Origin of the sequence: Burkholderia sp. AU16482 (assembly GCF_002223285.1) — a bacterium.
GTDB lineage: Bacteria > Pseudomonadota > Gammaproteobacteria > Burkholderiales > Burkholderiaceae > Burkholderia > Burkholderia semiarida.
In genome coordinates this window covers 878,799-902,259 of sequence record NZ_NKEY01000006.1, presented here as the reverse complement: position 1 = coordinate 902,259, position 23,461 = coordinate 878,799, and the positions used below count along the sequence as shown (strand labels likewise).

Below are 23,461 nucleotides of genomic sequence, written 5' to 3'. Positions count from 1 at the left end.
CGCGCGTCGCCCACACAAAACAAGACCTTCCGGAGACTGCCGCTCATGCGTTCGCATGCCGATTCGCCCGCTGCCCGTCACGCGGGTTCGCTGACCATTTTCCAGGGCGCCGCGCTCTATATCGGCGCGGTGCTCGGCACCGGCGTGATCGCGCTCCCCGCGCTCGCCGCCGACGTGGCGGGGCCGGCCTCGCTGCTCGCGTGGGCCGCGCTCGTCGTGCTGTCCGGGCCGCTCGCGGCCACCTTCGCCGCACTCGGCGCGCGCTATCCCGATGCGGGCGGCGTGTCGACCTACGCGCGGCGCGCATTCGGCCCGAAGGCCGCGGCCGTCGTCGGCTGGTGCTTCTATTTTGCGGTGCCGGCCGGCGCGCCGGCCGCCGCAATGTTCGGCGGTGCCTACGTCGCCGCTGTCACGGGCGGCGGACACACGACGATCATCGTCACGGCGGCCGCGCTGATCGCCGTCGTATCGGCCGCGAACGCATTCGGCGTCACCGTGTCGGGCCGCATGCAACTCGTGTTGTCGGCGCTGCTCGTCGCGCTGCTGCTCGCCGCAGTGCTCGCATCCGCGCCGCATGCGCGCACCGCGAACCTGCATCCGTTCGCCCCGCACGGCTGGCTCGCGGTCGGCCAGGCCGCCGCGCTGCTCGTATGGAGCTTCGCCGGCTGGGAAGCGATCACGCATCTCGCGGCCGAATTCCGCCGGCCCGCGCACGACATGCCGCGTTCGGCCGGCATCGCGGTCGTGGTCGTCGGGTTCCTGTATCTGTCGGTCGCCGCCGCGAGCGTAACGGTGCTCGGGCCTTCCGCGGGCGCATCGGGCGCGCCGCTCGCCGAACTGATCGCGGGCGGCATCGGCGGCCATGCGCAGGTGCTCGCGGCGGCCGCCGCGCTGCTGCTCACACTGGGCACGATGAACGCGTATTTTGCCGGCGCGGCGAAGCTCGGCGCGGCGCTCGGACGCGACGGCGCGCTGCCTGCGTGGCTCGCACAGGGCAGCCAGGTCGGCGGCGTGCCGCGCCGCAGCCTCGGCGTGATTGCCGTGCTCGCGGCCATCGCGCTGGCCGCCACGACGCTGTCGGACGTCGGGCCGAAGCCGCTCGTGCTCGTGACGTCCGGATGTTTCGTGATGGTGTACGGGCTCGGCGCGGCGGCCGCGCTGAAGCTGCTGCCGCGCGGCGGGATCGCGTATCGCTGCGCGTGGATTTCGCTGATTGCGGTGGCCGGGCTGTTCGTGACGACCGGCTGGTATTTCCTGTGCCCGCTGCTGCTCGCGGGCGGCGCGTTGCTGTATCTGCGGATCACCCGAGCGCGTCGATGACCCGGCATGCGCACGCGGGCCGGCGCTCGACAACTCGCCGCGTGAACGATCGCGTCGATCCGGCCGCGCGCCGTTCGTTCGCGCCGCTCAGGCCGGCACGAGCTCGAAGCTGAGCCGTTTGCCGAGCGCGGCGGCCGCGCTCGCGAGCGTCGCCAGCGTGAGGCTCGTGTCGGTTTCGTCAAGCAGGCGATTGAGTGCGGCGCGGCTGGTTTTCATCCGCGCGGCCATCGCCGTTTTCGTGATGTGCTGCGCCTTCATTTCCTGCCCGATCTGCCAAGCGATCACGCGCTTGATCGCGGTGGCGGTGGCCGCTTCGAGGTTGCCGTCCGCTTCGAGGAAGGCGTCGAAATCGCTGCCGATATACGGATTGTTCGTGGTCGTCATGTCGTACTCCAGGTGCATGGCGTTGCCGGCTGCCCGACCGTCGGAGACGGTGCGTCCGGCACAACCGGGGAATTCAGATGGCGCGCGTCAGCGCTTTCAGGCGCGCGACGGTGACGTCGAGATCGTCCGACGGCGTAGCCCGCGACTGCTTGAAGAAGCCGTGCAGCAGCACCATCGTGTCGCCGACGACCGTGAACAGCACGCGTGCGCTTCGCCCCGGCACCGTCACGCGGATCTCCCATAGATCCTTCGCCATCTTCCGGACCAGCGGCATGCCGAGCGGCCAGCCGAGTTGAACGGTCTTGATCTCTTCGCCAATCGCCCTTCGCTCCAGTCGCCCGAGCGCGTTGAGCCATTCGCGCACCGGCTCGTTGCCGCGAGCCGTCCGGAAGAACCGCACGCCGAGCGTGACCTGAATCTGCTGTCTCGCCATCGTCTTGTCGTCCATCGTATCAAAAACGGTACGATATGCCAAGCACCCCGATGACGGCTACTGACCGGATGGCCGATCCCGCGGCAAGAAGGGAGATCGGGTCCGGCGCATCGTCAGGCCCGATGGATCAACGCTTGCCGCGAGCAGGCTTGCGCGCCGCGCGTGGCGCCCGAGGCGCTCGCGCATCGCCGAACCGCGACCGCGCGATGTCGCGCACCGCATCGATCAGCGTCCGCGCGACGGGCGACGGCTGCGCATCGGTGCGCAGGACGAGCCCGACCGGCTCGTCGGTGCCCGCCGACGGCAGCGGCAGGCGCGCCAGCGCGCCGGCCGACAGATCGTATTCCGCCGCATAGAGCGGCACGAACCAGACCGCGTCGTTCTCGAGCGCCAGCGCGCGCGCGACCGATACCGACAGCACCTCGATGAAGGAATCGAGCGGCGGCGCGCCGCATGCGCCGAGCAGTTGCTCGGCGGACTGGCGGATCAACGTGCCGAACGGCGGCAGCACGACCGGATAGCGTGCGAGCTCGGTGGCCGGCGCCGCGCTCGCGAGCAGCGGATGGCCGGCGCGCACGACCGCGGCGAGCGGCTCGTTGTACAACTGCTCGAACGCGAGCCCGATCATCCGTTCGGGCTCCGACAGCCGCCCAATCGCGCATTCGATCGCCCCGGATTTCAGGCGCTCCAGCAAGTCGGCGTTCGCGGCCGTCGCGATCCGCACGACGATGCGCGGCCAGCGTGCGGTCAGCGCCTTCATCAAGGCCGGCGCGAGCGAGGCCGCGACGGTCGGCAGCATGCCGATTTCCAGCGTCGCGGCGGCGGCCCCGCCCTCGCGTGCCAGCAGCCCGACGCCCTGCCGCAGCGCCAGCACGCACGCGTTCGCGTGCGGCATGAACAGTTGCGCCTCGCGGGTCGGCTGCGCGCCGTGCCGGCCGCGCTCGAACAGCTTCACGCCGAGGATCGTCTCCAGTTCGGCGATCGTCTTCGACACGGCCGGTTGCGTGATCGACAGGCTTTCGGCCGCCTTCTGCACGCCGCCCAGTTGCGCGACCGCGAGAAAACACTGCAGGTGACGGAATTTGACGCGGCCGTCGGCGATACGGTTGTTCATAACGGATGGTTATGCGAATGACGATGAATCGCCATTTTGCATAACTTCCCGGAAAGGCCCAAGCTTTCCGGCGACGTCAGGCATGACGCCGCAGCGCGTGGAATCCGGTCGGCTCCCAGATCCGTTTCGCGATCAGCAGCGCCGTGCCGTGCTTTTGCCCGAGCGGCGCGGACGACGACTCCGCGTGCAGCGCCGCCGCCTTGCTGGCGAGCCGCCGCAGTTCCTGTTCGAGCTCCGCGGCGGCAGCATCCGTCAGCATCCCTTGCAGGAACGTCATCGTCTCGCCCGGGCCGTCGAAGCGGCTGCCCAGAAAATCGTCGAGCACGTGCGCATGGAAGTAGCGGCGAATCGGCCCGCCCGGCAGCCAGTCGAAATCGCGCGCGACGCGCACGCGAATCCGGTCGCCGGGCAGCAGCGCGATCACGTTCATCCGGTCGAGCATCAGCAGGTATTTCACGCACTCGGCCTGCGTGAGGCGGTAGGCCGACACGATGTCCTGCACGGTCCAGTAGTTGATCGCGCAAACGGCGACGAGCAGCAGCTTCTCGTCCGACACCAGCAACGCCTCCTGCTGCTCGGTCAGCACGCGCAGGCGCGGCGCGGACGCCGACGCCTCCTGCACGAGCTCGGCGAGCGTATAGCCGAGCAACTGCGCGATCTCCACGACGCGCTCCAGCGTGAAGCGGCCGCTCGCGAACAGCCGCTTCACGCTCGTCTCGGAGACGTCGAGCGCACGCGCGACGTCCCGGTAAGTCATGCCCTGCGCCTTCAACTGGCGCTTCAGCGTTTCGATGAGTTGGGCGGTCTCGGTCATGGCGGTATCGAAAAATGATGCTCGAGGTCGAATATTAGGCCACTCGCACATCCACATCAGCACTTTGGGTTACTTGTCTGCATAATCCGCTCCGTCCTGTCACGCAACGACGGAGCCGAAATGACCACCCGAATCGACACAGCCGCCTGCGAACCGCACCACACCGCACTGCGCGATGCGCGCGGCACCGATCGCGCGATGCCGCTCGCCACCGTGCGCACGCTGGCCGCCGGCGCGCATGTCGGCGATCTGGTGTTCATCCGCGTGCCGGCCGGTGCGCCGGATGCCGCCGCCGGTGCGAACGGCTCGGTCGAAACATCGGGCACTTGGGCCAATCGCTTCGGCATCGTCGTCGATACGTCGGGCGACGAACCGGTGATCGCCGAGCCGGCGGCGTTCGCGTGGACGAAGCTCACGCCGCTGTCGCGCTTCGTCGCCCGTACCGACGGCGGACGCATCGCACTGGCGCGCCGTGTCGCGGCGGCGTCGGCCGACGCGCAGCGTCACGCGCATGCGCTGGCCGAACAGCGGATCGATGCGCTGCTCGGCAGTCGCTTCAAGCCGCGGGCGCGGCGTGGCTTCTGCACGCGGTACGTGACCGAGGTGCTCGGCGCCGGCCACGCGGCGACACCCGCGGCCCTGCTGCGCAGCGGCACGCTGGCGCTCGAATTCGACGGGATCGTGCTCGATCCCGGCCGTCCATGACGACGGGCACGCTCGGGGAGACCGGATAACAACGAGAACGAACGACAAAAAACAGTGACGGGCTGGCTGGAGGGCCGTGCACGGGGTCGTCGCCGACGACGCGAAGCCCGATCGCTTTTTTCCGCCGGACAGGCTTTCTGTCCGGCGGAATTTTCATTGCGGGCAAAAACATAACGAACTGTTATGCGATTCGCGAAAAAAGGTCATTTTGCATAACTTTCCGGATTGGCTAAAGTCGTGCCATCCACTTCGCGAAAAAACCTGACAGGAGACGCCCGATGGATTCCCCCACGATCCTCACGCCGCGCGACTGGCCGTCGCATCCGGCCTATGTTCACCCCGAGTACCGTTCATCCGTGAAGCGCGGCCCGACCCGCCCGCTGATTCCGCTGAAGGAGAAGCTGCGCGACCAGTACGCGCCCGTCTACGGCGCGGAAGATCTCGGCGCGCTCGACCACGACCTGACGAAGAACGCCGTGAAGAACGGCGAGCCGCTCGGCGAGCGGATGGTCGTCACCGGCCGCGTGCTCGACGAAGGCGGCAAGCCCGTGCGCAACACGCTCGTCGAGGTGTGGCAAGCCAACGCGGCCGGTCGCTACGTGCACAAGGTCGACCAGCACGACGCGCCGCTCGATCCGAACTTCCTCGGCGCCGGCCGCTGCCTGACCGACGACGAAGGCCGCTACCGCTTCCTGACGATCAAGCCCGGCGCGTATCCGTGGGGCAACCATCCGAACGCGTGGCGCCCGAATCACATCCACTTCTCGCTGTTCGGCGATTACTTCGGCTCGCGTCTCGTCACGCAGATGTACTTCCCCGGCGATCCGCTGCTCGCGTACGACCCGATCTTCCAGGGCACGCCGGAAGCCGCGCGCGAGCGCCTGATCTCGCGCTTCTCGATGGACATTACCGAAGAAGGCTATGCGCTCGGCTACGAATTCGACATCGTGCTGCGCGGCCGCGACGCCACCCCGATGGAGCGCTGAACCATGACGACGCTGAAGCAAACCCCTTCGCAGACGGTCGGCCCGTACTTCGCGTACGGCCTGTGTCCGCAGCAATACGGCTACGACCTGAAAAGCCTGTTCACGCCGACGATCGCCGCCGCGCACGCCGAAGGCGAGCATGTGCTGCTGGTCGGGCAGGTATTCGACGGCGACGGCAACGTCGTGGGCGACGCGGTGCTCGAATTCACGCAGGTGGACGCCGCGGGCCGCTACCCCGCGTCGCGCGACGACGTCGCGAAATCCGGCTTCACGGGCTTCGCGCGGGTCGGCACGGGCACCGATCCGCAGCAGCGCTTCGTCGTCGAGACGGTGAAGCCGGGCCGCGTCGCCGCGGACGAGGCGCCGCACATCAACGTGACGGTGATGATGCGCGGCATCCTCACGCATGCGTTCACCCGCGTGTACTTCGACGACGAAGCCGCCGCGAACGCGGTCGACCCCGTGCTGAACGCGGTGCCGGCGGAGCGCCGCGCGACGCTCGTCGCGAAACGCGACGCGCAGCCGGGCCGCCCGGTCGTCTACCGCTTCGACATCCACATGCAGGGGCCGGAAGAGACCGTATTCTTCGACGTTTGACGCATGCGGCAGGCTTCGCCTGCCACCGCACCGCCGTGTGGCGCGATACCGACCGGCATCGCGCCACACGGCGTTTTGGGCCGCCTTCGATGATGCGCCGCGTCGTGATGCACGGTGGCTGCGGACGTCTGGCGTCATTGGCTTCCCGTGCCGAGATCGAACGCGCGATCGAAACGCATGCTGCGACAGCACATCAATCATGTGGGCGACACGATATCGTTTGCGCGTTATGCGGCGTATGCTTCGTTATCTGCAACGAGCCGACAGAATTGAATCGTACGAAGAAACAATGACAGGGATGATGCGCGACGCCGTCGGCAGGCGGCCCGCGCATTTTTTCAGACAGAGTGCCTTTGAACGCGTCTGGCCGAAGTTGGCGGACGCGTATTTTTTTGGCGCGGCGGCCCACGCAAGCGCGTGGCCTGTGCCGAATCCTAGCGACGAATCTCCAGATAGCGGCTCGGCGTGTCGCCCAGAATGCGGCGAAACGCCGACGTGAACGCGCTCGCGCTCGCATAGCCGAGATCGAGCGCGACGCGCGTCACCGGCTGCCCGTCGGTCAGGCGGGCAATCGCCGCGAGCATGCACACCTGCTGGCGCCACGCGGCGAAACTCACACCCGTCTGCGCACGGAACTGCCGCGTGAACGTGCGCCGGCTCACGCCCGCGTCGGCCGCGACCCGGTCGAGATCGGCCGCGATCGACGGCGCCGCGAACAGGTGCCGGCACACCTTCGCCAGCCGCGCGTCGGCCGGCAGCGGCGCGTGCAGCGACAGGCGCGGCATCGTCGCGATTTCCGCAACCAGCAGATCCATCAGCTTGCCCGCGCGACCGTCGACGTCGTACATGGCCGGCAAATCGATCGCATCGTCGATCAGTTGCCGCAGCAGCGGCGACACGCCATACACGCCGCACTGGGTGGGCAGCCCGGCCGCCTGCGCGGCGTCGACGGTCACGAATGCGTTGAGCATCGTGACCGGCCCGGTCATCGTCATTTCGTGCCGCACGCCGGCCGGCACCCAGCACGCGCGCTGCGGCGGCACCAGCCATCGGCCGTGCGGCGTCGACACGCTGATCGTGCCGCGCGACGCGAACGCGAATTGTCCGCGCACGTGCGCGTGATCCGGAAACGTCGTGCCCGCCGCAAAGTCGTTGGCGGTCACGACCACGCTCCGGGGAATGTGTTCGTAAGGATCTAGCAGCGTATTTCTCACGGCCCGAATTCCATCATCAATGACCCGATATCGAAGGCGGGTCGCCTTCGAACGATCTACGATCCGCTCCACCGTTGCGCGACCTCTCGGCCGCAACACCCGCCGGCCGGATCGGCCGGAGGGCAACCTCATCGGAGCGGACATGCCGAATACGTTTCATCGCGTGGGGGACGGCCCCCACCCTGTTCTCGTGCTGCACGGCTGGTTCGGCGACGCCCGCGCATTCGAACCTCTCGAAGCGTGGCTGTCGCGCGAGCACTTCAGCTATGTATTCATGGACTACCGAGGCTACGGCCGCATGCGCGACGCCCGCGGCAACTACACGATCGACGAGATCGCCGCCGACACGCTCGCGCTCGCCGACGCGCTCGGCTTCCCGACCTTCAGTCTGGTCGGCCATTCGATGGGCGGCATGGCGATCGAGAAGATCGCCGCCCTCGCGCCCGACCGCGTGCGCGCGCTGGTGCCGATCGCGCCCGTCCCGTGCGGCGGTCTGCCGTTCGACGCCGCGCGACGCGCGCTATTCGAGCGCGCTGCCGACCACCTCGCCGATCGCCGCACCATCATCGACCGCAGCACCGGCAACCGGCTGCCCGCCGCCTGGATCGAGTGGAAAGCCGCGTATTCGGCCGCCTGTTCGTCGGCGCGGGCATTCGGCGCGTACTTCCGCGCGTGGGCCGATACGGATTTCAGCGGAGACATCACGGGCATCCATCCGGTCAAGGTACTGATCGGCGAGCACGATCCGGCGTTCGACGCGGCGCTGATGGCCCGCACCTATCTGCGACGCTATCCGCTCGCCAGCGTCGACGTGCTGTGCAACGCGGGCCACTATCCGATGAACGAAACCCCACTCGCACTGGTCGCGGCGATGGAAGCATTCCTGCTCGCCGCAACGGCCCGCCCCGTCGCGATCGGCTGACCGGCCGCGCGCCGGCGGCATCGTCGCGGCACGCATCAGCGCAGCATGAACGACATCGCCGACAGGCTGTTCAGCGTGCGCACCGCGTGCTCGACCGATGGCCCGTCGAAGCGCAGCGTCACCGCATCGACGCGCTCGAGCGACGGCAGCACGCAGAACAGGTCGGCAAGCGCGGCGGTCTGCACGCGCAACGTGCACGCGGCCGGCGCGGGCCGATGCGCGCCGGCGCGCACGCCGGCCGACAGCGCCCGCGCGACCGTTTCGCGCGCCGCGGCCGCGATGCGCGCGCACGACGCGGACGGCGTGAGCGTCTCGCCGCTCGATGCGCCGCCGGCCGTCTTGACCGTCTCGAAACGCGCGTCCGGAAACAGCGGCTGCGTTTCGTCGGCGAATACGTCGTCGCCGGTCGCGAGCGCGACGTGCGCGCCGTATTCGCGCGCCAGCGCGCCGTACAGCCCGGCTTCGCCGAGCTCGACGCCGTTCAGCCACACCTGCGTGAATGCAAAGCTGTTGATCGTGTGCCCGAGCACGCCGCGCGTCTGCGATTTCGCGTGATAGCCGATCATGAATACGAGATCGGGCTGCTGTTCGAGGCCCGTCATCATGCCGAGCGTACGCGGCTTGCCGAGCACGACACGCGCCCGCGCATCGAGCCCGTCGGGCAGCAGGTTGCGAAAGCCGCCGTGCGAGTCATTGACCCAGACGGCCTGCGCGCCGCCGGCGAACGCGCCTTCGATCGCCGCGTTCGCCTCGGCGGTCATCCAGCGGCGCGCGCGTTCGTATTCCGGATTGCCGGCACGCGTCTGCTCGGCGGCGAATACACCGGCGACACCCTCGATGTCGGTCGAGATCAGGATCTTCATGACTGGGTCGGATGCCCTGCGTTATCTTCGTTGAACAAGCGGTCGAGATCGGGCGCCGCGTCGCGCAGCGATTGCCGCACGTGGCCGTCGCGTCCGGTGACCGTCACCGCCTGCAGCAACGCGTCGGCGATCGCGTGCTCGACGCTTTCGGCCGCGGCCATGAACAGCGGATCGAGCGCCGCATCGGCGACGAGGGCCGGCAGCGCGATCGTCGACGCGTCATGCGCAATCGTGTACGCGGTCGAGAAGGCAAGCCCGATGTCGCCGCTGCCATGCCCGTAGACCGAGCCCGTACGGGCCAGTCCGGCCCCCGCGCGGCGCGCGAGCCGCGACAGTTGCCGCGCGTCGAGCGGCGCATCGGTGGCCAGCAGCAGGATGATCGAGCCCTGCTCGGGCGGCGCAGCGTGCGCGGCTTCGGCCGCGCGCCGTTGCGCGACGATGCGCCCGAGCGGCACACCGCCAAGTGTCAGCATCGACAGCCGGCCGAAATTCGCGAGCACGAGCGCGCCGACCGTATACGGCCGGCCGGCCGCGACGGCCACGCGCGACGCGGAACCGATCCCGCCTTTCAGGTCGAAGCACGACATCCCGCGCCCGGCGCCCACCGCGCCGCGTGCGACGTCCCGCGATGCCGCGCGGCAGGCGTCGTCGTAATGCGCGGCGGTGACCGCGAAGGCCTGGATGTCGTTCAGGTAACCGTCGTTGCACTCGAACACGAGCGGATTGACGGTCGGCCAGTCGCGGCCGATCCGCGGATTCACCGCGATCGCCGCGCGAATCTGCGCATGGGCGACCGCGCCGACGCCGAACGTATTGGTCAGCGCGATCGGCGTATCGAGCGTGCCGAGTTCGTCGACCTGCACGAGCCCGACGCTCTTGCCGAAACCGTTGATCACGGCCGCGCCGGCCGGCACCTTGCCGCGGTACACGTCGCCCGGATGCGGCTTCACGACGGTCACGCCCGTCTGCACGCTGCCGGCATCGAGCGTGCAATGGCCGACGGTCACGCCCGGCACGTCGGCGATCGTGCCGCGCGGCCCGGCCGGCAGCGTCGCAGCCCACATCGATGCAGCCCGCATCAACGGCGCTCCAGCTTCGGGTCGAGCGCGTCGCGCAGCCCGTCGCCGAGCAGGTTGAACGCGAGCACGGTGAGGAAAATCGCGAGGCTCGGGAACACCGCGATGTGCGGCGCCGTCACCATGTCCGCGCGCGCCTCGTTGAGCATCGCGCCCCACTCCGGCGTCGGCGGCTGCGCGCCGAGCCCGAGGAACGACAGGCTCGCGGCCGTGATGATCGACGTGCCGATGCGCATCGTGAAATAGACGACGACCGACGACACGGTGCCCGGCAGGATATGCCGCATGATGATCGTCCAGTCCGACGCGCCGATGCTGCGCGCGGCCTCGACGTAGGTCATGTGCTTGAGCATCAGCGTGTTGCCGCGCACGAGCCGCGCGAACGCCGGAATGCTGAAGATCGCGACCGCGCAGATCACGTTGATCATCCCGTTGCCGAGGATCGCGACCACGCCGATCGCGAGCAGGATGCCCGGGAACGCGAACAGCACGTCGGCCACGCGCATCGTGATGCGGTCCCACCAGCCTTCGTAATAGCCGGCAAGCAGCCCGAAGAACGTGCCGATCACCGCGCCGAGCGCGACCGAGAAGAAGCCGGCGGCCAGCGAAATCCGCGTGCCCGCGACGATCCGGCTGAAGATGTCGCGGCCGAGCGAGTCGACGCCGAACCAGTGCACGGCCGACGGCCCCGCGTTCAGCGCGTCGTAGTCGAAATAGTTTTCCGGATCGAACGGCACGATGTGCGGGCCGACGAACGCGAGCACGACGAGCGCCAGCACGAAGCCGCCCGCGACGAGCGCGATGGTCTGCTTGCGGAACTTGCGCCAGAATTCGCGCCACGGCGTGCGGATCGCGGTCGGTGCGGCCGGCGCCGCGGGCTGGACAGTCGCGTTCATGCGCGCCTCACTTGAACCGGATGGTCGGGTTGATGACCGCGTACAGCACGTCGACGGTCAGGTTGATCAGGATGAATTCCAGCGAGAACAGCAGGACGATCGCCTGGATCACCGGGTAGTCGCGCATCGTCACCGCGTCGACCAGCAGGCGCCCGAGCCCCGGCCAGTTGAACACGGCCTCGACGACGATCGAGCCGCCGAGCAGGAAGCCGAACTGCAGCCCCATCATCGTGACGACCGGGATCATCGCGTTGCGCAGGCAGTGCTTGAGCACGACCATCGGCTCGTGCACGCCCTTCGCGCGTGCGGTGCGCACGAAATCCTCGTTCAGCACCTCGACGAACGACGCGCGCGTGAAGCGCGCCATCACTGCCGCGACCGCGGCGCCGAGCGTCAGCGACGGCAGCACGTAGCTCTTCCACGTGCCGTCCGGCACGACCGGCAGCCAGCCGAGCTTCACCGAGAAGATCTCCATCAGCAGCATGCCGAGCGCGAACGCGGGAAACGAGATGCCCGACACCGCGAGCGTCATCCCGAGTCGGTCGGGCCAGCGATTGCGCCAGACCGCCGACGCAATGCCGATCGCCATGCCGAACAGCGTCGACCACACCATGCTGACGAGCGTGAGCAGCAGCGTCGGCATGAAGCGCTCGCCGATCTCGGTCGACACCGGCCGCTTGCTGCGCGTCGACACACCGAAATCGCCGTGCGCGATCTTCGCGAAGAAGCGCGCGAATTGCGCGGGCAGCGGCCGGTCGAGCCCGAGATCGGCGCGCACGAGCGCGACGGTCGCCTCGTCGGCTTCGGGGCCGGCCGCGAGCCGCGCCGGGTCGCCCGGCAGCAGATGCACGAACAGGAACACCAGCACCGCGACGATCGCGAGCGTGGGCAGCAGGCCGAACAGGCGTTTGACGAGAAAATTCAGCATGGGACACCGATCGAATCAGCGCACCGGCGGCTTACGCCGCCGGCGCTGCGTGGCGGGCAAGCCGCCGTCATTTCACCGAGATCTCGTCGAAGTTGAACGAACCGTCCGGCATCACGTATGCGCCCTGCAGCCGCTTGCTGCGCGCATACACGATCTTCTCCTGCACGAGGAAGATCCACGGCGCATCGGCCCAGATCTGCTTCTGCGCATCGGCGTACAGCTCGGCCTTCTTCGTGCGGTCGACCGTCTCGAGCGCCTTCGTCAGATCGCCGTCGACCGAGTCGTTCTTGTAGTACGCGGTGTTGACGAGCTTCGGCGGCGCCGACGCGCCGGCCAGCAGCGGCGTGATCGCCCAGTTCGCCTCGCCCGTCGACGACGACCAGCCGATGTAGTACATCCGCACCGGCGCCTTCGCCGGATCGGGCGCGCTCTCGACCTTCGCGACGCGTTCGCCGGCTTCCAGCGCCTGCACCTGCACCTTCACGCCGACCTGCGCGAGCTGCTGCTGCACGAACTGGATCGCCTTCTGCGACGTCGAGTTGTTATACGCGGACCACAGCGTCGTCTCGAAGCCGTTCGGATAGCCGGCTTCCTTCAGCAGCGCCCGCGCCTTCGCCGGGTCGTACGGCCAGGGCCCGAGCTTCGTCGCGTAATCGACGCCCTGCGGCACCACGCCGGTCGACGGCGTCGCGAAACCGGAGAACGCTACCTTCGCGAGCGCTTCCTTGTTCACCGCGTAGTTCAGCGCCTGGCGCACCTTCGGGTTGTCGAACGGCTTTTGCAGCATGTTCAGCGACACGTAGCGCTGCACGATCGACGGCCGCTCTACGACGTCGACCTTCGGGTTGCTCTTCAGGTCGGCCGCCTGCTCGAACGGAATGCGGAACGCGAAATCGGCTTCGCCCGTCTTCATCAGCGCCGCGCGCGTGTTGTTGTCGACCACCGGCTTCCAGTCGATCGCGTCGATCTTCGGGTAGCCCTTCTTCCAGTAGCCGGCGAACTTCTTCACCTTCAGGTCGTCGGTCTGCTTCCACTCGACGAACTCGAACGGGCCGGTGCCGACCGGATGCAGCGCGATGTCGCGGCCCCACTTCTTCAGCGCGGCCGGCGAAATCATCACGGCCGACGGGTGCGCGAGCGTGTTGATGAACGCCGAGAACGGCTCGCGCAGCGTGACCTTCACCGTGGTCGGATCGACGGCCTCGGTCTTCTCGATCACGCGGAACATGTTGTAGCGCTTCAGGTGGTTCGCGGGATCGGTCACGCGGTCGAAGTTCGCCTTCACGGCCGCCGCGTTGAAATCGGTGCCGTCGTGGAACTTCACGCCCGAGCGCAGCTTGATCGTGTATGTCTTCGCGTCGGGGCTGGCTTCGTAGCCGGTCGCGAGCACGTTGACGAGCTTCATGTCCTTGTCGAAGCCGAACAGCCCCTGGTAGAACGACTTGACGACGGCCTGCGACACCGTGTCGTTCGCGTCGTACGGGTCCATCGTCGTGAAGGTCGAATCCACCGCCATCACCGCGGTCTGCTGCGCGAACGCGGGCAGCGCGGCCGACAGCGCGAACGCGCCGGCGAGCGCGACGAAGCATGCGCGCGGACGAAACATCGGAAACGGATGCTGCTTGTTCATGTTGCTGGGCTCCTATCGGTGAATCGGTGACGCCTCACGGGCGTTTCGGTTTCGACTGCCTGCCGGTTCGTGCGCCGTCATCGCAACGCACGACTCCACTACTCAATACGCGCCGCCGACGCGATGCGTCGCGACATAATGATCGGGGCCGACCGCGACGAGCGGCGCGACGAGCGGCTCGTCGCCGACCGCGCGGATCGGGCTCGGAATCTCGTCGGCCGCGAGCTGGCGCGGCGCATGCCGGCGCGCGGGGTCGGCGACCGGCACGGCGCTCATCAGCTTCTTCGTGTACGGGTGCTGCGGCGCCTCGAACACCGCGCGGCGCGGGCCGATCTCGACGATCTGGCCGAGATACATCACCGCGACGCGATGGCTGATGCGCTCGACCACCGCCATGTCGTGCGAGATGAACAGGTACGCGACGCCGAGTTCGCGCTGCAGGTCGAGCATCAGGTTGACGATCTGCGCCTGCACCGACACGTCGAGCGCCGACACCGACTCGTCGGCGATCACGACCTTCGGGTTCAGCGCGAGCGCGCGCGCGATCGCGATCCGCTGGCGCTGGCCGCCCGAGAATTCGTGCGGATAGCGGCGCGCGGCTTCCGGCGGCAGGCCGACCTTGTCGAGCAGCCAGTCGACGCGCGCCTGCGCTTCACGGCCGCTCGCGACGCCGTGCACGAGCAGCGGCTCCATGATCGAGAAGCCGACGGTCAGGCGCGGGTTCAGCGACGCGAACGGGTCCTGGAAGATGAACTGGATGTTCCGCCGCAGCGCCTGCAGGTCATGCCCCTTCATTGCGCTGATGTCGCGTCCGTCGAATTCGATCGAGCCGCTCTGCGATTCGACGAGGCGCAACAGCGAGCGGCCGGTGGTCGACTTGCCGCAGCCCGATTCGCCGACGAGCGCGAGCGTCTCGCCCGCGCGCAGCTCGAAGCTCACGCGCTCCACCGCATGCACGTACTGCGACACGCGGCCGAACACGCCGCTCTTCACCGGAAAGCGCGTGACGAGATCGCGCACGCGCAGGATCGGCGGCGCGGCGTGATCGACGAGCGGCTGCGCGTCGTTCGCGGCGGACGCCGCGGTCGGGGCCGCGGCCGTCGCGCTCGTGCCGTCCACCTTCAGCAGCGGGAATTTCTCCGGCGCGTCGGTGCCCTGCATCGAGCCGAGCCGCGGCACGGCCGCGAGCAGCGCCCGCGTGTAGCGATGCGCGGGCGTCGCGAAGATGCGGTCCGACTCGCCCTCCTCGACCTTCTCGCCGCGATACATCACGAGCACGCGGTCGGCCACTTCAGCCACCACGCCCATGTCGTGCGTGATGAAGATCACGCCCATGTTCATTTCGTCCTGCAGCCCACGGATCAGTTGCAGGATCTGCGCCTGGATCGTCACGTCGAGCGCGGTCGTCGGCTCGTCGGCGATCAGCAGCGCGGGCCGGCACGACAGCGCCATCGCGATCATCACGCGCTGCCGCATCCCGCCCGACAGTTGGTGCGGATAGCGCGCGAACACGCGGCGCGCTTCCGGGATGCGCACGAGATCGAGCAGCCGCAGCGCTTCCGCGCGGGCTTCGGCCGCGCTCTTCGACTGGTGCAGCGCGATCGCCTCGCTGATCTGGTCGCCGACCGTAAACACCGGGTTCAGTGACGTCATCGGCTCCTGGAAGATCATCGCGATGTCCGCGCCGCGGATGCCGCGCATCGTCGCGGCGCTCGCCTGCGCGAGATCGACCAGCGCGCCGCCACGGCGCCGGAACGCGATCCGTCCGCTCGTGATCTCGCCGCCGCCGTGCTCGACGAGCCGCATCAGCGCGAGCGACGTGACCGACTTGCCGGAGCCCGATTCGCCGACGATCGCGAGCGTCTCGCCGCGATCGACGTAAAACGACACGTTGCGCACCGCGTCGAACGTCGCGCTTTCGCGGCGGAACGTGACCGACAGGTCATCGACGGCCACCACGCGCTGCTCGGGCAGCGCCAGGGCCGACGGGTTACGGCTCGAAGTCATCGCGTATCTCCTCGTGCGATCCGGTTTCAGGCCGCGTCGTCGCGGTAGATGCCGACGACCGGCGCTTCCCCGACGCGCGCGTAGCCGCGGTACATCCCTTCGGTGTTGAACGGCATCGCGACGTTGCCGTGCGCGTCGACCGCGATGATTCCGCCGCGGCCCGCCAGGCGCGGCAGCTTGTTCATCACGACGTCGTGCGCGGCGTCGGCGAGCGACGCGCCGCGATATGCGATCTGCGCGGCGACGTCGTGGGCCGTCGCGAGCCGGATGAACATCTCGCCGGTGCCCGTCGACGAGACCGCGCAGGTCGCGTCGTCCGCATAGCAGCCGGCGCCGATGATCGGCGAATCGCCGACGCGCCCCGGCTGCTTGTTCGTGATGCCGCCCGTCGACGTCGCCGCCGCGATATGGCCATGCACGTCGCACGCGACCGCGCCGACCGTGCCGTGCTTGCGGTCCGGATCGAGCGGTTCGGCGGGTTGCGGCTGCGACTGGCCGAACACGAACGTCGCCGCATCGTGATCGAGCATCGCGCCGGCCGCCGCGCGCGCCTTGACCCACTGCGCATGCCGCGCTTCGGTATCGAAGTAGTCGGGTTCCACGAGCTCGAGCCCCTGCGCGGCCGCGAATGCGTCGGCGCCCGCGCCGGCGAACAGCACGTGTTCGCTCGCCTCCATCACGCGCCGCGCGGCGAGTACCGGATTGCGCACGCGGGTCGCGCAGCAGATCGCGCCGGCGCCGAGCGTCGCGCCGTCCATGACCGCCGCGTCGAGTTCGTGCTTGCCTTCAGCCGTATACACGGCGCCGCGCCCGGCGTTGAACAGCGGGCAATCCTCGAGCATCCGCACCGCGACGGTGACGGCGTCGAGCGCGCTGCCGCCATCGGCCAGCACCTGTTGCGCGGCCTGCAGGATCGCGGTGAGTTCGGCGCGGTACCGACGTTCGGCGTCGGTATCCATCGCTTCGCGCAGGATCGTGCCTGCGCCGCCGTGAATCGCGACGATCGCGGGTGAAGTCATGATTTTTTCGGACGGGGGGAAGAAGGGTTGGCGGCCGGCAGCGCCGCTTGCGGCTGCACGAGCCACGGCAGCAGGAATTCGGTCATCTCGGCGGCGGATTTCGCGGACCGGTGCGTGCGCAGCGCGACCGCGTCGATCAGCGCCTCGATCATCGTCAGCACCGCGGCCTCCGACGTGGCCGCGAAGCGCCGCTCGGCCTTGACGTACAGGTTCAGCGACGCGATCGGCGCGAGCGGCGATTGCGGGCCGTCGGAGATGCCGAGCACGCGCGCGCCGCGCGCGGCCGCACGACGGGCCAGCTCGATCGTGTCCTTCACGTAGCGCGGAAACGCGAGCGCGATCACGAGATCGCGCGAATCGGCGGTGTACAGACGTCGCGCCGCATGCGATGGCCCGCCGAGCAGCGCGAGCGACTGCACGCTGTCATGGCACACGGACAGTCCGTGCTCCATCAATCCGGTCAGAAACGCGCTCGACCCGGCGCCGAGAATCAGCACGCGCCGCGCGCCGACGATCGCCTCGACCGCCGCCTCGACGTCGGCCGCATCCAGTTGCGCGCGCGTGTTCTCGATGTTGGCGACAGCCTGGTCGAACACCGCATCGATCCAGACCGCGCCGCGTACGCCGGGCTCCTGCTCCTGCGCCGAACGCAGCCGCTCGACCGGCCCGAGCGTGGCCTCGAAGCCGCGCACGAGCGCCGCGCGCATCGCCGGATAGCCGTCGAAACCGAGCGCCTTCGCGAAGCGGTTCGCGGTCGCGATCGACGCATGCACGGCCTGCGCGAGCTCGTCGATCCGCATCGTCGCCGCGCGAAACGGGTTCGCCAGCACGAATTCGCCCATGCGCCGGTGAATCGGCGTCATCAACGGCATCGCCGACGCGATCCGCTCGGCGATCGCAGGTTCGTCGTAACTGACATCGGGCGGAACGAGAGGCGTCATGCGAAGGGTTGTTGCAAGGTTCGATGAAAATGAATTTACACAATCTGATGGCCGGAAAAAAATAAATTTTCATCAGGGTTGTCACCCCCGCGCACCTTCGTCAGACGTCCGCGAAGTCGCCCGCCCGCGCCGCACGGGCCTTCGACGGACGACGCCCTTCCGTCGCGACCCCGGTGTCGGGCGCACCGTCATCGGGAAAACCCCAAGCAAGTTCGTTCGAATGCAGATTCACGTTGACCGGATTCGCATTCGAACATAGGATGTTCGAAAATGATCAGTCGTCAGATAACATTGCAGTGTGATGACGACCAAATGTTCGCTCGAACACCGTGAATTCGATATAAACCGGCACAAACCGGCGCGGAGCAAGATCGGACATCGTACGAACGAAAATGAAACAAGCCATCCCGACGGATGGCCCTCATGGACCGGGCAGGCGCCGCGCGCCCGCCCTGCCTGACAGGAGACAGCAGTGAAGACAGTCAAGGCGTTGCGCTGGTGGATCATCGTGCTCGTGTGTCTCGGCACGATTCTCAACTACCTCGCACGGAATTCCCTCGCGGTGCTCGCGCCCGAGCTCAAGCAGGTGTTCGCGATCTCGACGCAGCAGTACTCGTACATCGTCGGCGCGTTCCAGATCGGCTACACGATCATGCAGCCGGTATGCGGGTTCATCGTCGACCTGATCGGGCTGCGGCTCGGCTTCGCGCTGTTCGCGATGCTGTGGTCGGTGGTCGGCGTCGCGCACGGCTTCGCGTCCGGTTGGCTGTCGCTCGGCATCCTGCGCGGCTTTCTGGGCCTGTTCGAGGCGGCCGCGATTCCGTCGGGGATGAAGGCCGTCGCCGAATGGTTTCCCGACCGCGAGAAATCCGTCGCGGTGGGCTACTTCAACGCGGGCACGTCGCTCGGCGCCGCGATCGCGCCGCCGCTCGTCGTGTTCATCTCGATGCGGTTCGGCTGGCAGGCCGCGTTCATGGTCACCGGCGCGCTCGGCTTCATCTGGGCCGCGCTCTGGTACACGCAGTACCGGTCGCCGGCCGACCATCCGCGCATCACGGCGCGGGAACGCACGCTGATCCGCGACGGCCAGGCCACGATGCCGCCCGTGTCCAGGCGCCGCGTCCGCGACGTCGTCACCGCCCGGCGCTTCTGGGCGATCGCGCTGCCGCGCTTCTTCGCGGAACCCGCATGGCAGACTTTCAGCTTCTGGATTCCGCTGTATCTCGCGACCGAGCGCCACATGCCGCTCACGCAGATCGCGGTGTTCGCGTGGATGCCGTTTCTCGCGGCCGACCTCGGCGGCATCGCCGGCGGCTACCTGTCGCCCTACCTCGCGAACCGCTTCAAGCTGCCGCTCGTGTGGTCGCGCGTCGCCGGCGTCGCGCTCGGCGCGGTGCTGATGCTCGGGCCGGCGATGATTGGGCTCGTGTCGTCGCCGTACACCGCGATTGCGCTGTTCTGCGTCGGCGGCTTCGCGCACCAGATGATCTCCGCGCTCGTCAACACGCTGTCGGCCGACGTGTTCGATTCCGAGGAGGTCGGCACCGCCAGCGGCTTCGCCGGGATGGCCGCGTGGATCGGCGGCCTCGGCTTCTCGCTGCTGGTCGGCGCGCTCGCGGACAAGATCGGCTATGCGCCGCTGTTCGCGTGCCTCGGCCTGTTCGACATCATCGGCGTCACGCTGCTCGCGGTGCTGATCCGCGGCCAGTCGAAGCAGGAACGCCTGCTCGCGCAGCACGCCTGAGCTCCGTTTTCACCAGGAATCGCCTTATGACTTCGCTCCTTCATCCGCCCGTGTTCCGCGTCGCCAGCCACCACGCGAACCGCGTGCTGCTCGCGTCCGATACGGGCGCCACCCTCGAAATCTTCGTGCTCGAGGACGACATCGTGCGCTTGCGCGTGCTGCCCAACGCGACGGCGCGCACCCCGCGCACGTGGACCATCGCGCCCGGCCTCGACGACGTGCCGCTCGACGGGCGCGACCGGCTCGACCTGAGCGGCTTCGCGCTGCCCCACTACGACTTCGCCGAAGACGACGACGGCGTGCGGATCGAAACCGCGCAGATCCGGCTCGCGGTGCGCCGGCAAGGCGGCCAATGCACGTGGTCGATGCGCGGCGCGGACGGCGCATGGCGCATCGTGCTCGCCGACCGCGCGACGCAGGCGTACAACTTCGGCTGGTGGGACGATCGTGCTTATCACTACGTCGCCCGCGAGCGGAGCGACAAGGTATTCGGCCTCGGCGAACGCGCGGGCGAACTCGACCGCACGGGCGCGCGCTTCGAGATGCGCAACATCGACGCGATGGGCTACAGCGCGAAGCACACCGACCCGCTTTACAAGCACATCCCGTTCTACATCACGTGGTCGCCCGATGCGCGCCAGGGGTTCGGGCTGTTCTACGACACGCTGTCGGACTGCACGTTCGACATGGGCCGCGAACTCGACAACTACCACGGGCTCTATCGCTACTTCGTCGCCGAGCACGGCGATCTCGACTACTACTTCATCGCGTCGCCCGATACGCCGCTCGCGGCCGCGCGGCGTTTCACGTGGCTGACCGGGCGTCCGGCGCGCACGCCGAAATGGGGGCTCGGCTATTCGGGCTCGACGATGAGCTACACCGATGCGCCGGACGCGCAGCAGCAGATGAACCAGTTCGTCGAGCAGTGCGACGCGCACGACATCCTGTGCGATTCGTTCCACCTGTCGTCGGGCTATACGTCGATCGGCGCGAAGCGCTACGTGTTCAACTGGAACCGCGACAAGTTTCCCGACGCGAAGGGTTTCGTGCAGCACTATCGCGACCACGGCATCCGCCTGTGCGCGAACATCAAGCCGTGCCTGCTGCGCGACCATCCGGCCTTCGACGACGCCGCGAAGCGCGGCCTGCTGATCCGCTCGGCCTCCGGCGAGCCCGCGTGGGTGCAGTTCTGGGACGAGGTCGGCGCGTACGTCGACTTCACGCAGCCGGACGCCTACCGCTGGTGGCGCGAGCAAGTCACGTCGGCGCTGCTGGAATACGGGATCGAGTCGACCTGGAACGACAACAACGAATACGAGATCTGGTCGCCCGACGCGATCGCGCACGGCTTCGGCCAGCCGTTTCCGGCGCGCGAGGCGAAGGTTCTGCAGACGATGCTGATGATGCGCGCGTCGCGCGACGCGCAGCGCGCGCATGCGCCGGCGCGGCGGCCGTTCCTCGTGTCGCGCTCCGGCGGCGCAGGCATGCAGCGCTACGTGCAGACGTGGTCCGGCGACAACTACACGTCGTGGGAAACGCTGCGCTACAACCTGAAGATGGGCCTCGGGCTCGCGCTGTCGGGCGTATCGAACATCGGCCACGACATCGGCGGCTTCTCCGGCCCCGCGCCGTCGCCGGAGTTGCTGCTGCGCTGGGTGCAGTTCGGCATCTTCATGCCGCGCTTCAGCATTCATTCGTGGAACGACGACGGCACCGTCAACGAACCGTGGATGTACCCGGAGATCACCGCGCAGATCGCGTCGCTGATCAAGCAGCGCTACCGGCTGCTGCCCTACCTCTATCACCTGCTGTGGCTGTCGACGACGCGCTACGAGCCCGTACTGCGGCCGACCTTCGCCGACTTCCCGGGCGACGTGCGCTGCTACGACGCGTGCGACGACATGATGCTCGGCGACGCACTGCTGGTCGCGCCGGTCGTCGATGCCGGCCAGTCCGAGCGCACGGTGTATCTGCCGTCGGGCGCACGCTGGACGTGCTGCGCGAGCGCGCAATCGTTCGACGGCGGCGCGAGCGTGACGCTGCCCGCGCCGCTCGACACGCCGGTGATGCTGCTGCGCGAAGGCCGCGTGCTGCCGCTGAACGTCGCCGAACAGCACTTCGGTGCGCGCGCCGACACGCGCGGCTTCCTCGTCGCGCCACGGATCGAGGACGGCGTCGCGTACGGCGAATGCGTCGAGGACGACGGCGAAACGGAAGCGTGGCGCGACGGCGAATACGGACTGTGGCGCATCGAGACCGGCCGCGAGGCGTCCGGCGCGCTCGGCGTGTCGGTCCGCTGGGACGGCCGCCCGGCGCGCCCGGCCGACCGTGTCGAGATCCTGTTGCCCGCGTCGCTGCAAGGCCCGGTGGCCGTGCGCGGTGCGCGCGTCGAGCAGGATACGCGGGACGGTGCATGGCGCCGCCTCGTCGTCGCGTTCGATCACTGAACCGCTGAATCGCTGAGGCCGAAGCCAACCCGATCAGACGGGCCGTTCGCGCGGCCCGCCGCCTGCCACAGAGGAGGCATTCAACCTCCCGCCCCCTTGAAAAGATGAAGAGACCCGGAGATCGACAATGACAGCACCCGTCAACCGTTATGCAATCCTCATTTTATCGGCCGCGTCGCTCGGCACGACCGCCGCCCATGCGCAGAGCAGCGTGACGCTGTACGGCGTGGTCGACGATTCGATCGCGTACGTGAACAACCAGCAGGGACACTCGAACGTCTATATGCGCGACGGCAACCTGTATGCGTCGAAGTTCGGGCTGCGCGGCGACGAGGATCTCGGCGGCGGCACGCACGCGATCTTCGACCTGCAGGCCGGCTTCAACCTGAATACGGGCGCACAGGCCGCCGCCGGCACGATCTTCAACCGCCAGGCCTTCGTCGGCCTGCGCAACGTTCGCTACGGCACGATCACGGCCGGCCGCCAGTACACGCCGTACTTCCTGTTCGTCGGCCCGTACGCGTCGAGCAGTTGGCTGACCGGCGCCACCGGCGCGCATCCCGGCGACATCGACGGCCTCGACACGACGATCCGCGTGAACAACTCGGTCACCTATACGTCGCCGACCTTCGCCGGACTCACCGCGAGCGCGATGTACGCATTCGGCGGCATCGCCGGCGCGACCGGCAAGGGCAACACGTTCAGCGCCGCGCTGCGCTACGCGAACGGGCCGATCGGGATCGCGGCCGGCTACCTGCGGATCAACAGCTCGGGTTCGTCCGCAGGCTTCCAGAATCCGGCCACCGCGGCGTCGGGCAGCTTCGCGGTATCCGTGCTGAACCAGGGTTATCTGACCGCGAAGGCCGTCGAACAGGTCGCGGCGGCCGGCAACTACACGCTCGGCGACCTGACGATGGGGCTCAACTATTCGAACGTGAAGTACCTGCCCGGCAACGGCTCGGCCTTCACCGACACGGCCGTGTTCAACACCTACGGCGCGCTCGCCGCGTACCGCTTCACGCCGACGTTCTCGGTGGCCGGCGCATTCGCGTACACGCTCGCATCGAAGGCGAACGGCGTCGCGAGCGCGGCCCGCTATCAACAGTACTCGCTGAAGGAGTCGTACAGCCTGTCGAAACGCACGACGCTCTACGCGCTGCAGGCGTACACGCATTCGAGCGGGCAGACGCTCGGCGCACAAGGCGCCGGGCACATCGTCGACGCGGCGCCGATCGTCGGCGATTCGCAGCAGCTCACGCCGTCGACGACGCGCGGCCAGTTCGTCGGCATGGCGGGGATCGCCGTCACGTTCTGAACCCGACGGGCGGCCCCTCGGCACGCTCTCCACGCCCCGGACGATGCGCACCCTGCATGCGCCGTCCGGGCGCCCCATAGACGTTCTCCACGACGTTTCCCCGTCC

At 68.4% G+C, this 23,461-nt stretch carries 21 protein-coding genes; 8 read left to right on the top strand and 13 right to left on the bottom strand.

Going from position 1 to position 23,461, the window contains the following annotated elements:
- The first annotated feature begins 45 nt into the window (after positions 1–45).
- The gene (locus tag CFB35_RS21460; protein ID WP_059582239.1) at positions 46–1,320 is read left to right on the top strand and encodes an APC family permease; all 1,275 of its coding nucleotides are present in this window, start codon (positions 46–48) and stop codon (positions 1,318–1,320) included.
- 87 nt (positions 1,321–1,407) lie between these two features.
- On the opposite strand, the gene CFB35_RS21455 is transcribed toward CFB35_RS21460, so the two are convergent.
- The 4 genes from CFB35_RS21455 to CFB35_RS21440 form a co-directional block, all read right to left on the bottom strand.
- On the bottom strand, positions 1,408–1,704 hold the full coding sequence (locus CFB35_RS21455; protein ID WP_006479223.1) for an XRE family transcriptional regulator: 297 nt from the start codon (positions 1,702–1,704) through the stop codon (positions 1,408–1,410).
- A gap of 73 nt (positions 1,705–1,777) precedes the next feature.
- Positions 1,778–2,137: a type II toxin-antitoxin system RelE/ParE family toxin gene (locus tag CFB35_RS21450; RefSeq protein ID WP_059583059.1), complete on the bottom strand. Its 360-nt coding sequence runs from the start codon at positions 2,135–2,137 to the stop codon at positions 1,778–1,780.
- A 127-nt stretch (positions 2,138–2,264) separates the two neighbouring features.
- A complete protein-coding gene (gene pcaQ, locus CFB35_RS21445) occupies positions 2,265–3,251 on the bottom strand; it encodes a pca operon transcription factor PcaQ (protein ID WP_059582242.1) in 987 nt (328 codons plus the stop codon).
- A gap of 76 nt (positions 3,252–3,327) precedes the next feature.
- Entirely contained in the window at positions 3,328–4,065 is a 738-nt protein-coding gene (locus CFB35_RS21440) for a helix-turn-helix domain-containing protein (RefSeq protein ID WP_059582244.1), read from the bottom strand.
- Positions 4,066–4,185: 120 nt separating this feature from the next.
- Here CFB35_RS21440 and CFB35_RS21435 point away from each other — a divergent pair, with 120 nt between their 5' ends.
- The 3 genes from CFB35_RS21435 (at position 4,186) to pcaG (ending at position 6,353) form a co-directional block, all read left to right on the top strand.
- Complete coding sequence (locus tag CFB35_RS21435; RefSeq protein WP_059582246.1) at positions 4,186–4,770, top strand: YiiX/YebB-like N1pC/P60 family cysteine hydrolase; 585 nt, start codon at positions 4,186–4,188, stop codon at positions 4,768–4,770.
- Between the two features lie 278 nt (positions 4,771–5,048).
- Positions 5,049–5,756, top strand: coding sequence for a protocatechuate 3,4-dioxygenase subunit beta (gene pcaH / locus CFB35_RS21430; RefSeq protein ID WP_011547893.1), 708 nt, complete (start codon positions 5,049–5,051; stop codon positions 5,754–5,756).
- A 3-nt stretch (positions 5,757–5,759) separates the two neighbouring features.
- Positions 5,760–6,353 carry a protocatechuate 3,4-dioxygenase subunit alpha gene (pcaG, locus tag CFB35_RS21425; RefSeq protein ID WP_059582250.1) on the top strand — a complete coding sequence of 198 codons (594 nt, stop codon included), beginning with the start codon at positions 5,760–5,762 and terminating at the stop codon, positions 6,351–6,353.
- 434 nt (positions 6,354–6,787) lie between these two features.
- On the opposite strand, the gene CFB35_RS21420 is transcribed toward pcaG, so the two are convergent.
- The gene (locus tag CFB35_RS21420) at positions 6,788–7,567 is read right to left on the bottom strand and encodes a helix-turn-helix domain-containing protein (protein ID WP_059582253.1); all 780 of its coding nucleotides are present in this window, start codon (positions 7,565–7,567) and stop codon (positions 6,788–6,790) included.
- Positions 7,568–7,709: 142 nt separating this feature from the next.
- Here CFB35_RS21420 and CFB35_RS21415 point away from each other — a divergent pair, with 142 nt between their 5' ends.
- Positions 7,710–8,489 carry an alpha/beta fold hydrolase gene (locus CFB35_RS21415; RefSeq protein ID WP_059582256.1) on the top strand — a complete coding sequence of 260 codons (780 nt, stop codon included), beginning with the start codon at positions 7,710–7,712 and terminating at the stop codon, positions 8,487–8,489.
- 35 nt (positions 8,490–8,524) lie between these two features.
- Here the strand turns inward: CFB35_RS21415 and CFB35_RS21410 are convergent, their stop codons facing one another.
- The 8 genes from CFB35_RS21410 to CFB35_RS21375 all read right to left on the bottom strand — a co-directional run bounded on the left by CFB35_RS21410 (position 8,525) and on the right by CFB35_RS21375 (position 17,849).
- The gene (locus CFB35_RS21410) at positions 8,525–9,352 is read right to left on the bottom strand and encodes a M55 family metallopeptidase (RefSeq protein WP_059582258.1); all 828 of its coding nucleotides are present in this window, start codon (positions 9,350–9,352) and stop codon (positions 8,525–8,527) included.
- Positions 9,349–10,431, bottom strand: a complete 1,083-nt coding sequence (locus tag CFB35_RS21405; RefSeq protein ID WP_059582261.1) for a P1 family peptidase — start codon at positions 10,429–10,431, stop codon at positions 9,349–9,351. Before CFB35_RS21405 ends, CFB35_RS21410 begins: the two co-directional genes overlap by 4 nt.
- Positions 10,431–11,324, bottom strand: a complete 894-nt coding sequence (gsiD, locus tag CFB35_RS21400; RefSeq protein WP_059582264.1) for a glutathione ABC transporter permease GsiD — start codon at positions 11,322–11,324, stop codon at positions 10,431–10,433. The genes CFB35_RS21405 and gsiD overlap by 1 nt, the downstream gene beginning before the upstream one ends.
- A 7-nt stretch (positions 11,325–11,331) precedes the next feature.
- Positions 11,332–12,252, bottom strand: coding sequence for a glutathione ABC transporter permease GsiC (gsiC, locus tag CFB35_RS21395; protein WP_059582267.1), 921 nt, complete (start codon positions 12,250–12,252; stop codon positions 11,332–11,334).
- Between the two features lie 67 nt (positions 12,253–12,319).
- Positions 12,320–13,882, bottom strand: a complete 1,563-nt coding sequence (gene gsiB, locus CFB35_RS21390) for a glutathione ABC transporter substrate-binding protein GsiB (protein ID WP_059582269.1) — start codon at positions 13,880–13,882, stop codon at positions 12,320–12,322.
- A gap of 102 nt (positions 13,883–13,984) precedes the next feature.
- Complete coding sequence (locus tag CFB35_RS21385; protein WP_089465545.1) at positions 13,985–15,889, bottom strand: dipeptide ABC transporter ATP-binding protein; 1,905 nt, start codon at positions 15,887–15,889, stop codon at positions 13,985–13,987.
- Between the two features lie 26 nt (positions 15,890–15,915).
- Positions 15,916–16,908, bottom strand: coding sequence for an isoaspartyl peptidase/L-asparaginase family protein (locus tag CFB35_RS21380; protein ID WP_059582275.1), 993 nt, complete (start codon positions 16,906–16,908; stop codon positions 15,916–15,918).
- Positions 16,905–17,849 carry a MurR/RpiR family transcriptional regulator gene (locus CFB35_RS21375; protein ID WP_089465544.1) on the bottom strand — a complete coding sequence of 315 codons (945 nt, stop codon included), beginning with the start codon at positions 17,847–17,849 and terminating at the stop codon, positions 16,905–16,907. Before CFB35_RS21375 ends, CFB35_RS21380 begins: the two co-directional genes overlap by 4 nt.
- A 472-nt stretch (positions 17,850–18,321) precedes the next feature.
- Here CFB35_RS21375 and CFB35_RS21370 point away from each other — a divergent pair, with 472 nt between their 5' ends.
- The 3 genes from CFB35_RS21370 to CFB35_RS21360 all read left to right on the top strand — a co-directional run bounded on the left by CFB35_RS21370 (position 18,322) and on the right by CFB35_RS21360 (position 23,355).
- A complete protein-coding gene (locus CFB35_RS21370; RefSeq protein WP_059582281.1) occupies positions 18,322–19,593 on the top strand; it encodes an MFS transporter in 1,272 nt (423 codons plus the stop codon).
- A gap of 26 nt (positions 19,594–19,619) precedes the next feature.
- A complete protein-coding gene (locus tag CFB35_RS21365; protein WP_059582283.1) occupies positions 19,620–22,040 on the top strand; it encodes a glycoside hydrolase family 31 protein in 2,421 nt (806 codons plus the stop codon).
- 127 nt (positions 22,041–22,167) lie between these two features.
- Positions 22,168–23,355 carry a porin gene (locus tag CFB35_RS21360; protein WP_059582285.1) on the top strand — a complete coding sequence of 396 codons (1,188 nt, stop codon included), beginning with the start codon at positions 22,168–22,170 and terminating at the stop codon, positions 23,353–23,355.
- Positions 23,356–23,461 lie beyond the last annotated feature (106 nt).

What these genes read in the sequence shown, in the direction of transcription:
- CFB35_RS21380 (WP_059582275.1), bottom strand. Translation starts at nt 16,908, where the DNA reads ATGACTTCACCCGCGATCGTCGCGATTCACGGCGGCGCAGGCACGATC.
- gsiB (WP_059582269.1), bottom strand. Translation starts at nt 13,882, where the DNA reads ATGAACAAGCAGCATCCGTTTCCGATGTTTCGTCCGCGCGCATGCTTC.
- CFB35_RS21365 (WP_059582283.1), top strand. Translation starts at nt 19,620, where the DNA reads ATGACTTCGCTCCTTCATCCGCCCGTGTTCCGCGTCGCCAGCCACCAC.
- CFB35_RS21455 (WP_006479223.1), bottom strand. Translation starts at nt 1,704, where the DNA reads ATGACGACCACGAACAATCCGTATATCGGCAGCGATTTCGACGCCTTC.
- CFB35_RS21405 (WP_059582261.1), bottom strand. Translation starts at nt 10,431, where the DNA reads ATGCGGGCTGCATCGATGTGGGCTGCGACGCTGCCGGCCGGGCCGCGC.
- gsiD (WP_059582264.1), bottom strand. Translation starts at nt 11,324, where the DNA reads ATGAACGCGACTGTCCAGCCCGCGGCGCCGGCCGCACCGACCGCGATC.
- CFB35_RS21460 (WP_059582239.1), top strand. Translation starts at nt 46, where the DNA reads ATGCGTTCGCATGCCGATTCGCCCGCTGCCCGTCACGCGGGTTCGCTG.
- pcaQ (WP_059582242.1), bottom strand. Translation starts at nt 3,251, where the DNA reads ATGAACAACCGTATCGCCGACGGCCGCGTCAAATTCCGTCACCTGCAG.
- CFB35_RS21375 (WP_089465544.1), bottom strand. Translation starts at nt 17,849, where the DNA reads ATGACGCCTCTCGTTCCGCCCGATGTCAGTTACGACGAACCTGCGATC.
- CFB35_RS21360 (WP_059582285.1), top strand. Translation starts at nt 22,168, where the DNA reads ATGACAGCACCCGTCAACCGTTATGCAATCCTCATTTTATCGGCCGCG.
- CFB35_RS21440 (WP_059582244.1), bottom strand. Translation starts at nt 4,065, where the DNA reads ATGACCGAGACCGCCCAACTCATCGAAACGCTGAAGCGCCAGTTGAAG.
- pcaH (WP_011547893.1), top strand. Translation starts at nt 5,049, where the DNA reads ATGGATTCCCCCACGATCCTCACGCCGCGCGACTGGCCGTCGCATCCG.
- pcaG (WP_059582250.1), top strand. Translation starts at nt 5,760, where the DNA reads ATGACGACGCTGAAGCAAACCCCTTCGCAGACGGTCGGCCCGTACTTC.
- gsiC (WP_059582267.1), bottom strand. Translation starts at nt 12,252, where the DNA reads ATGCTGAATTTTCTCGTCAAACGCCTGTTCGGCCTGCTGCCCACGCTC.
- CFB35_RS21450 (WP_059583059.1), bottom strand. Translation starts at nt 2,137, where the DNA reads ATGGCGAGACAGCAGATTCAGGTCACGCTCGGCGTGCGGTTCTTCCGG.
- CFB35_RS21435 (WP_059582246.1), top strand. Translation starts at nt 4,186, where the DNA reads ATGACCACCCGAATCGACACAGCCGCCTGCGAACCGCACCACACCGCA.
- CFB35_RS21415 (WP_059582256.1), top strand. Translation starts at nt 7,710, where the DNA reads ATGCCGAATACGTTTCATCGCGTGGGGGACGGCCCCCACCCTGTTCTC.
- CFB35_RS21410 (WP_059582258.1), bottom strand. Translation starts at nt 9,352, where the DNA reads ATGAAGATCCTGATCTCGACCGACATCGAGGGTGTCGCCGGTGTATTC.
- CFB35_RS21385 (WP_089465545.1), bottom strand. Translation starts at nt 15,889, where the DNA reads ATGACTTCGAGCCGTAACCCGTCGGCCCTGGCGCTGCCCGAGCAGCGC.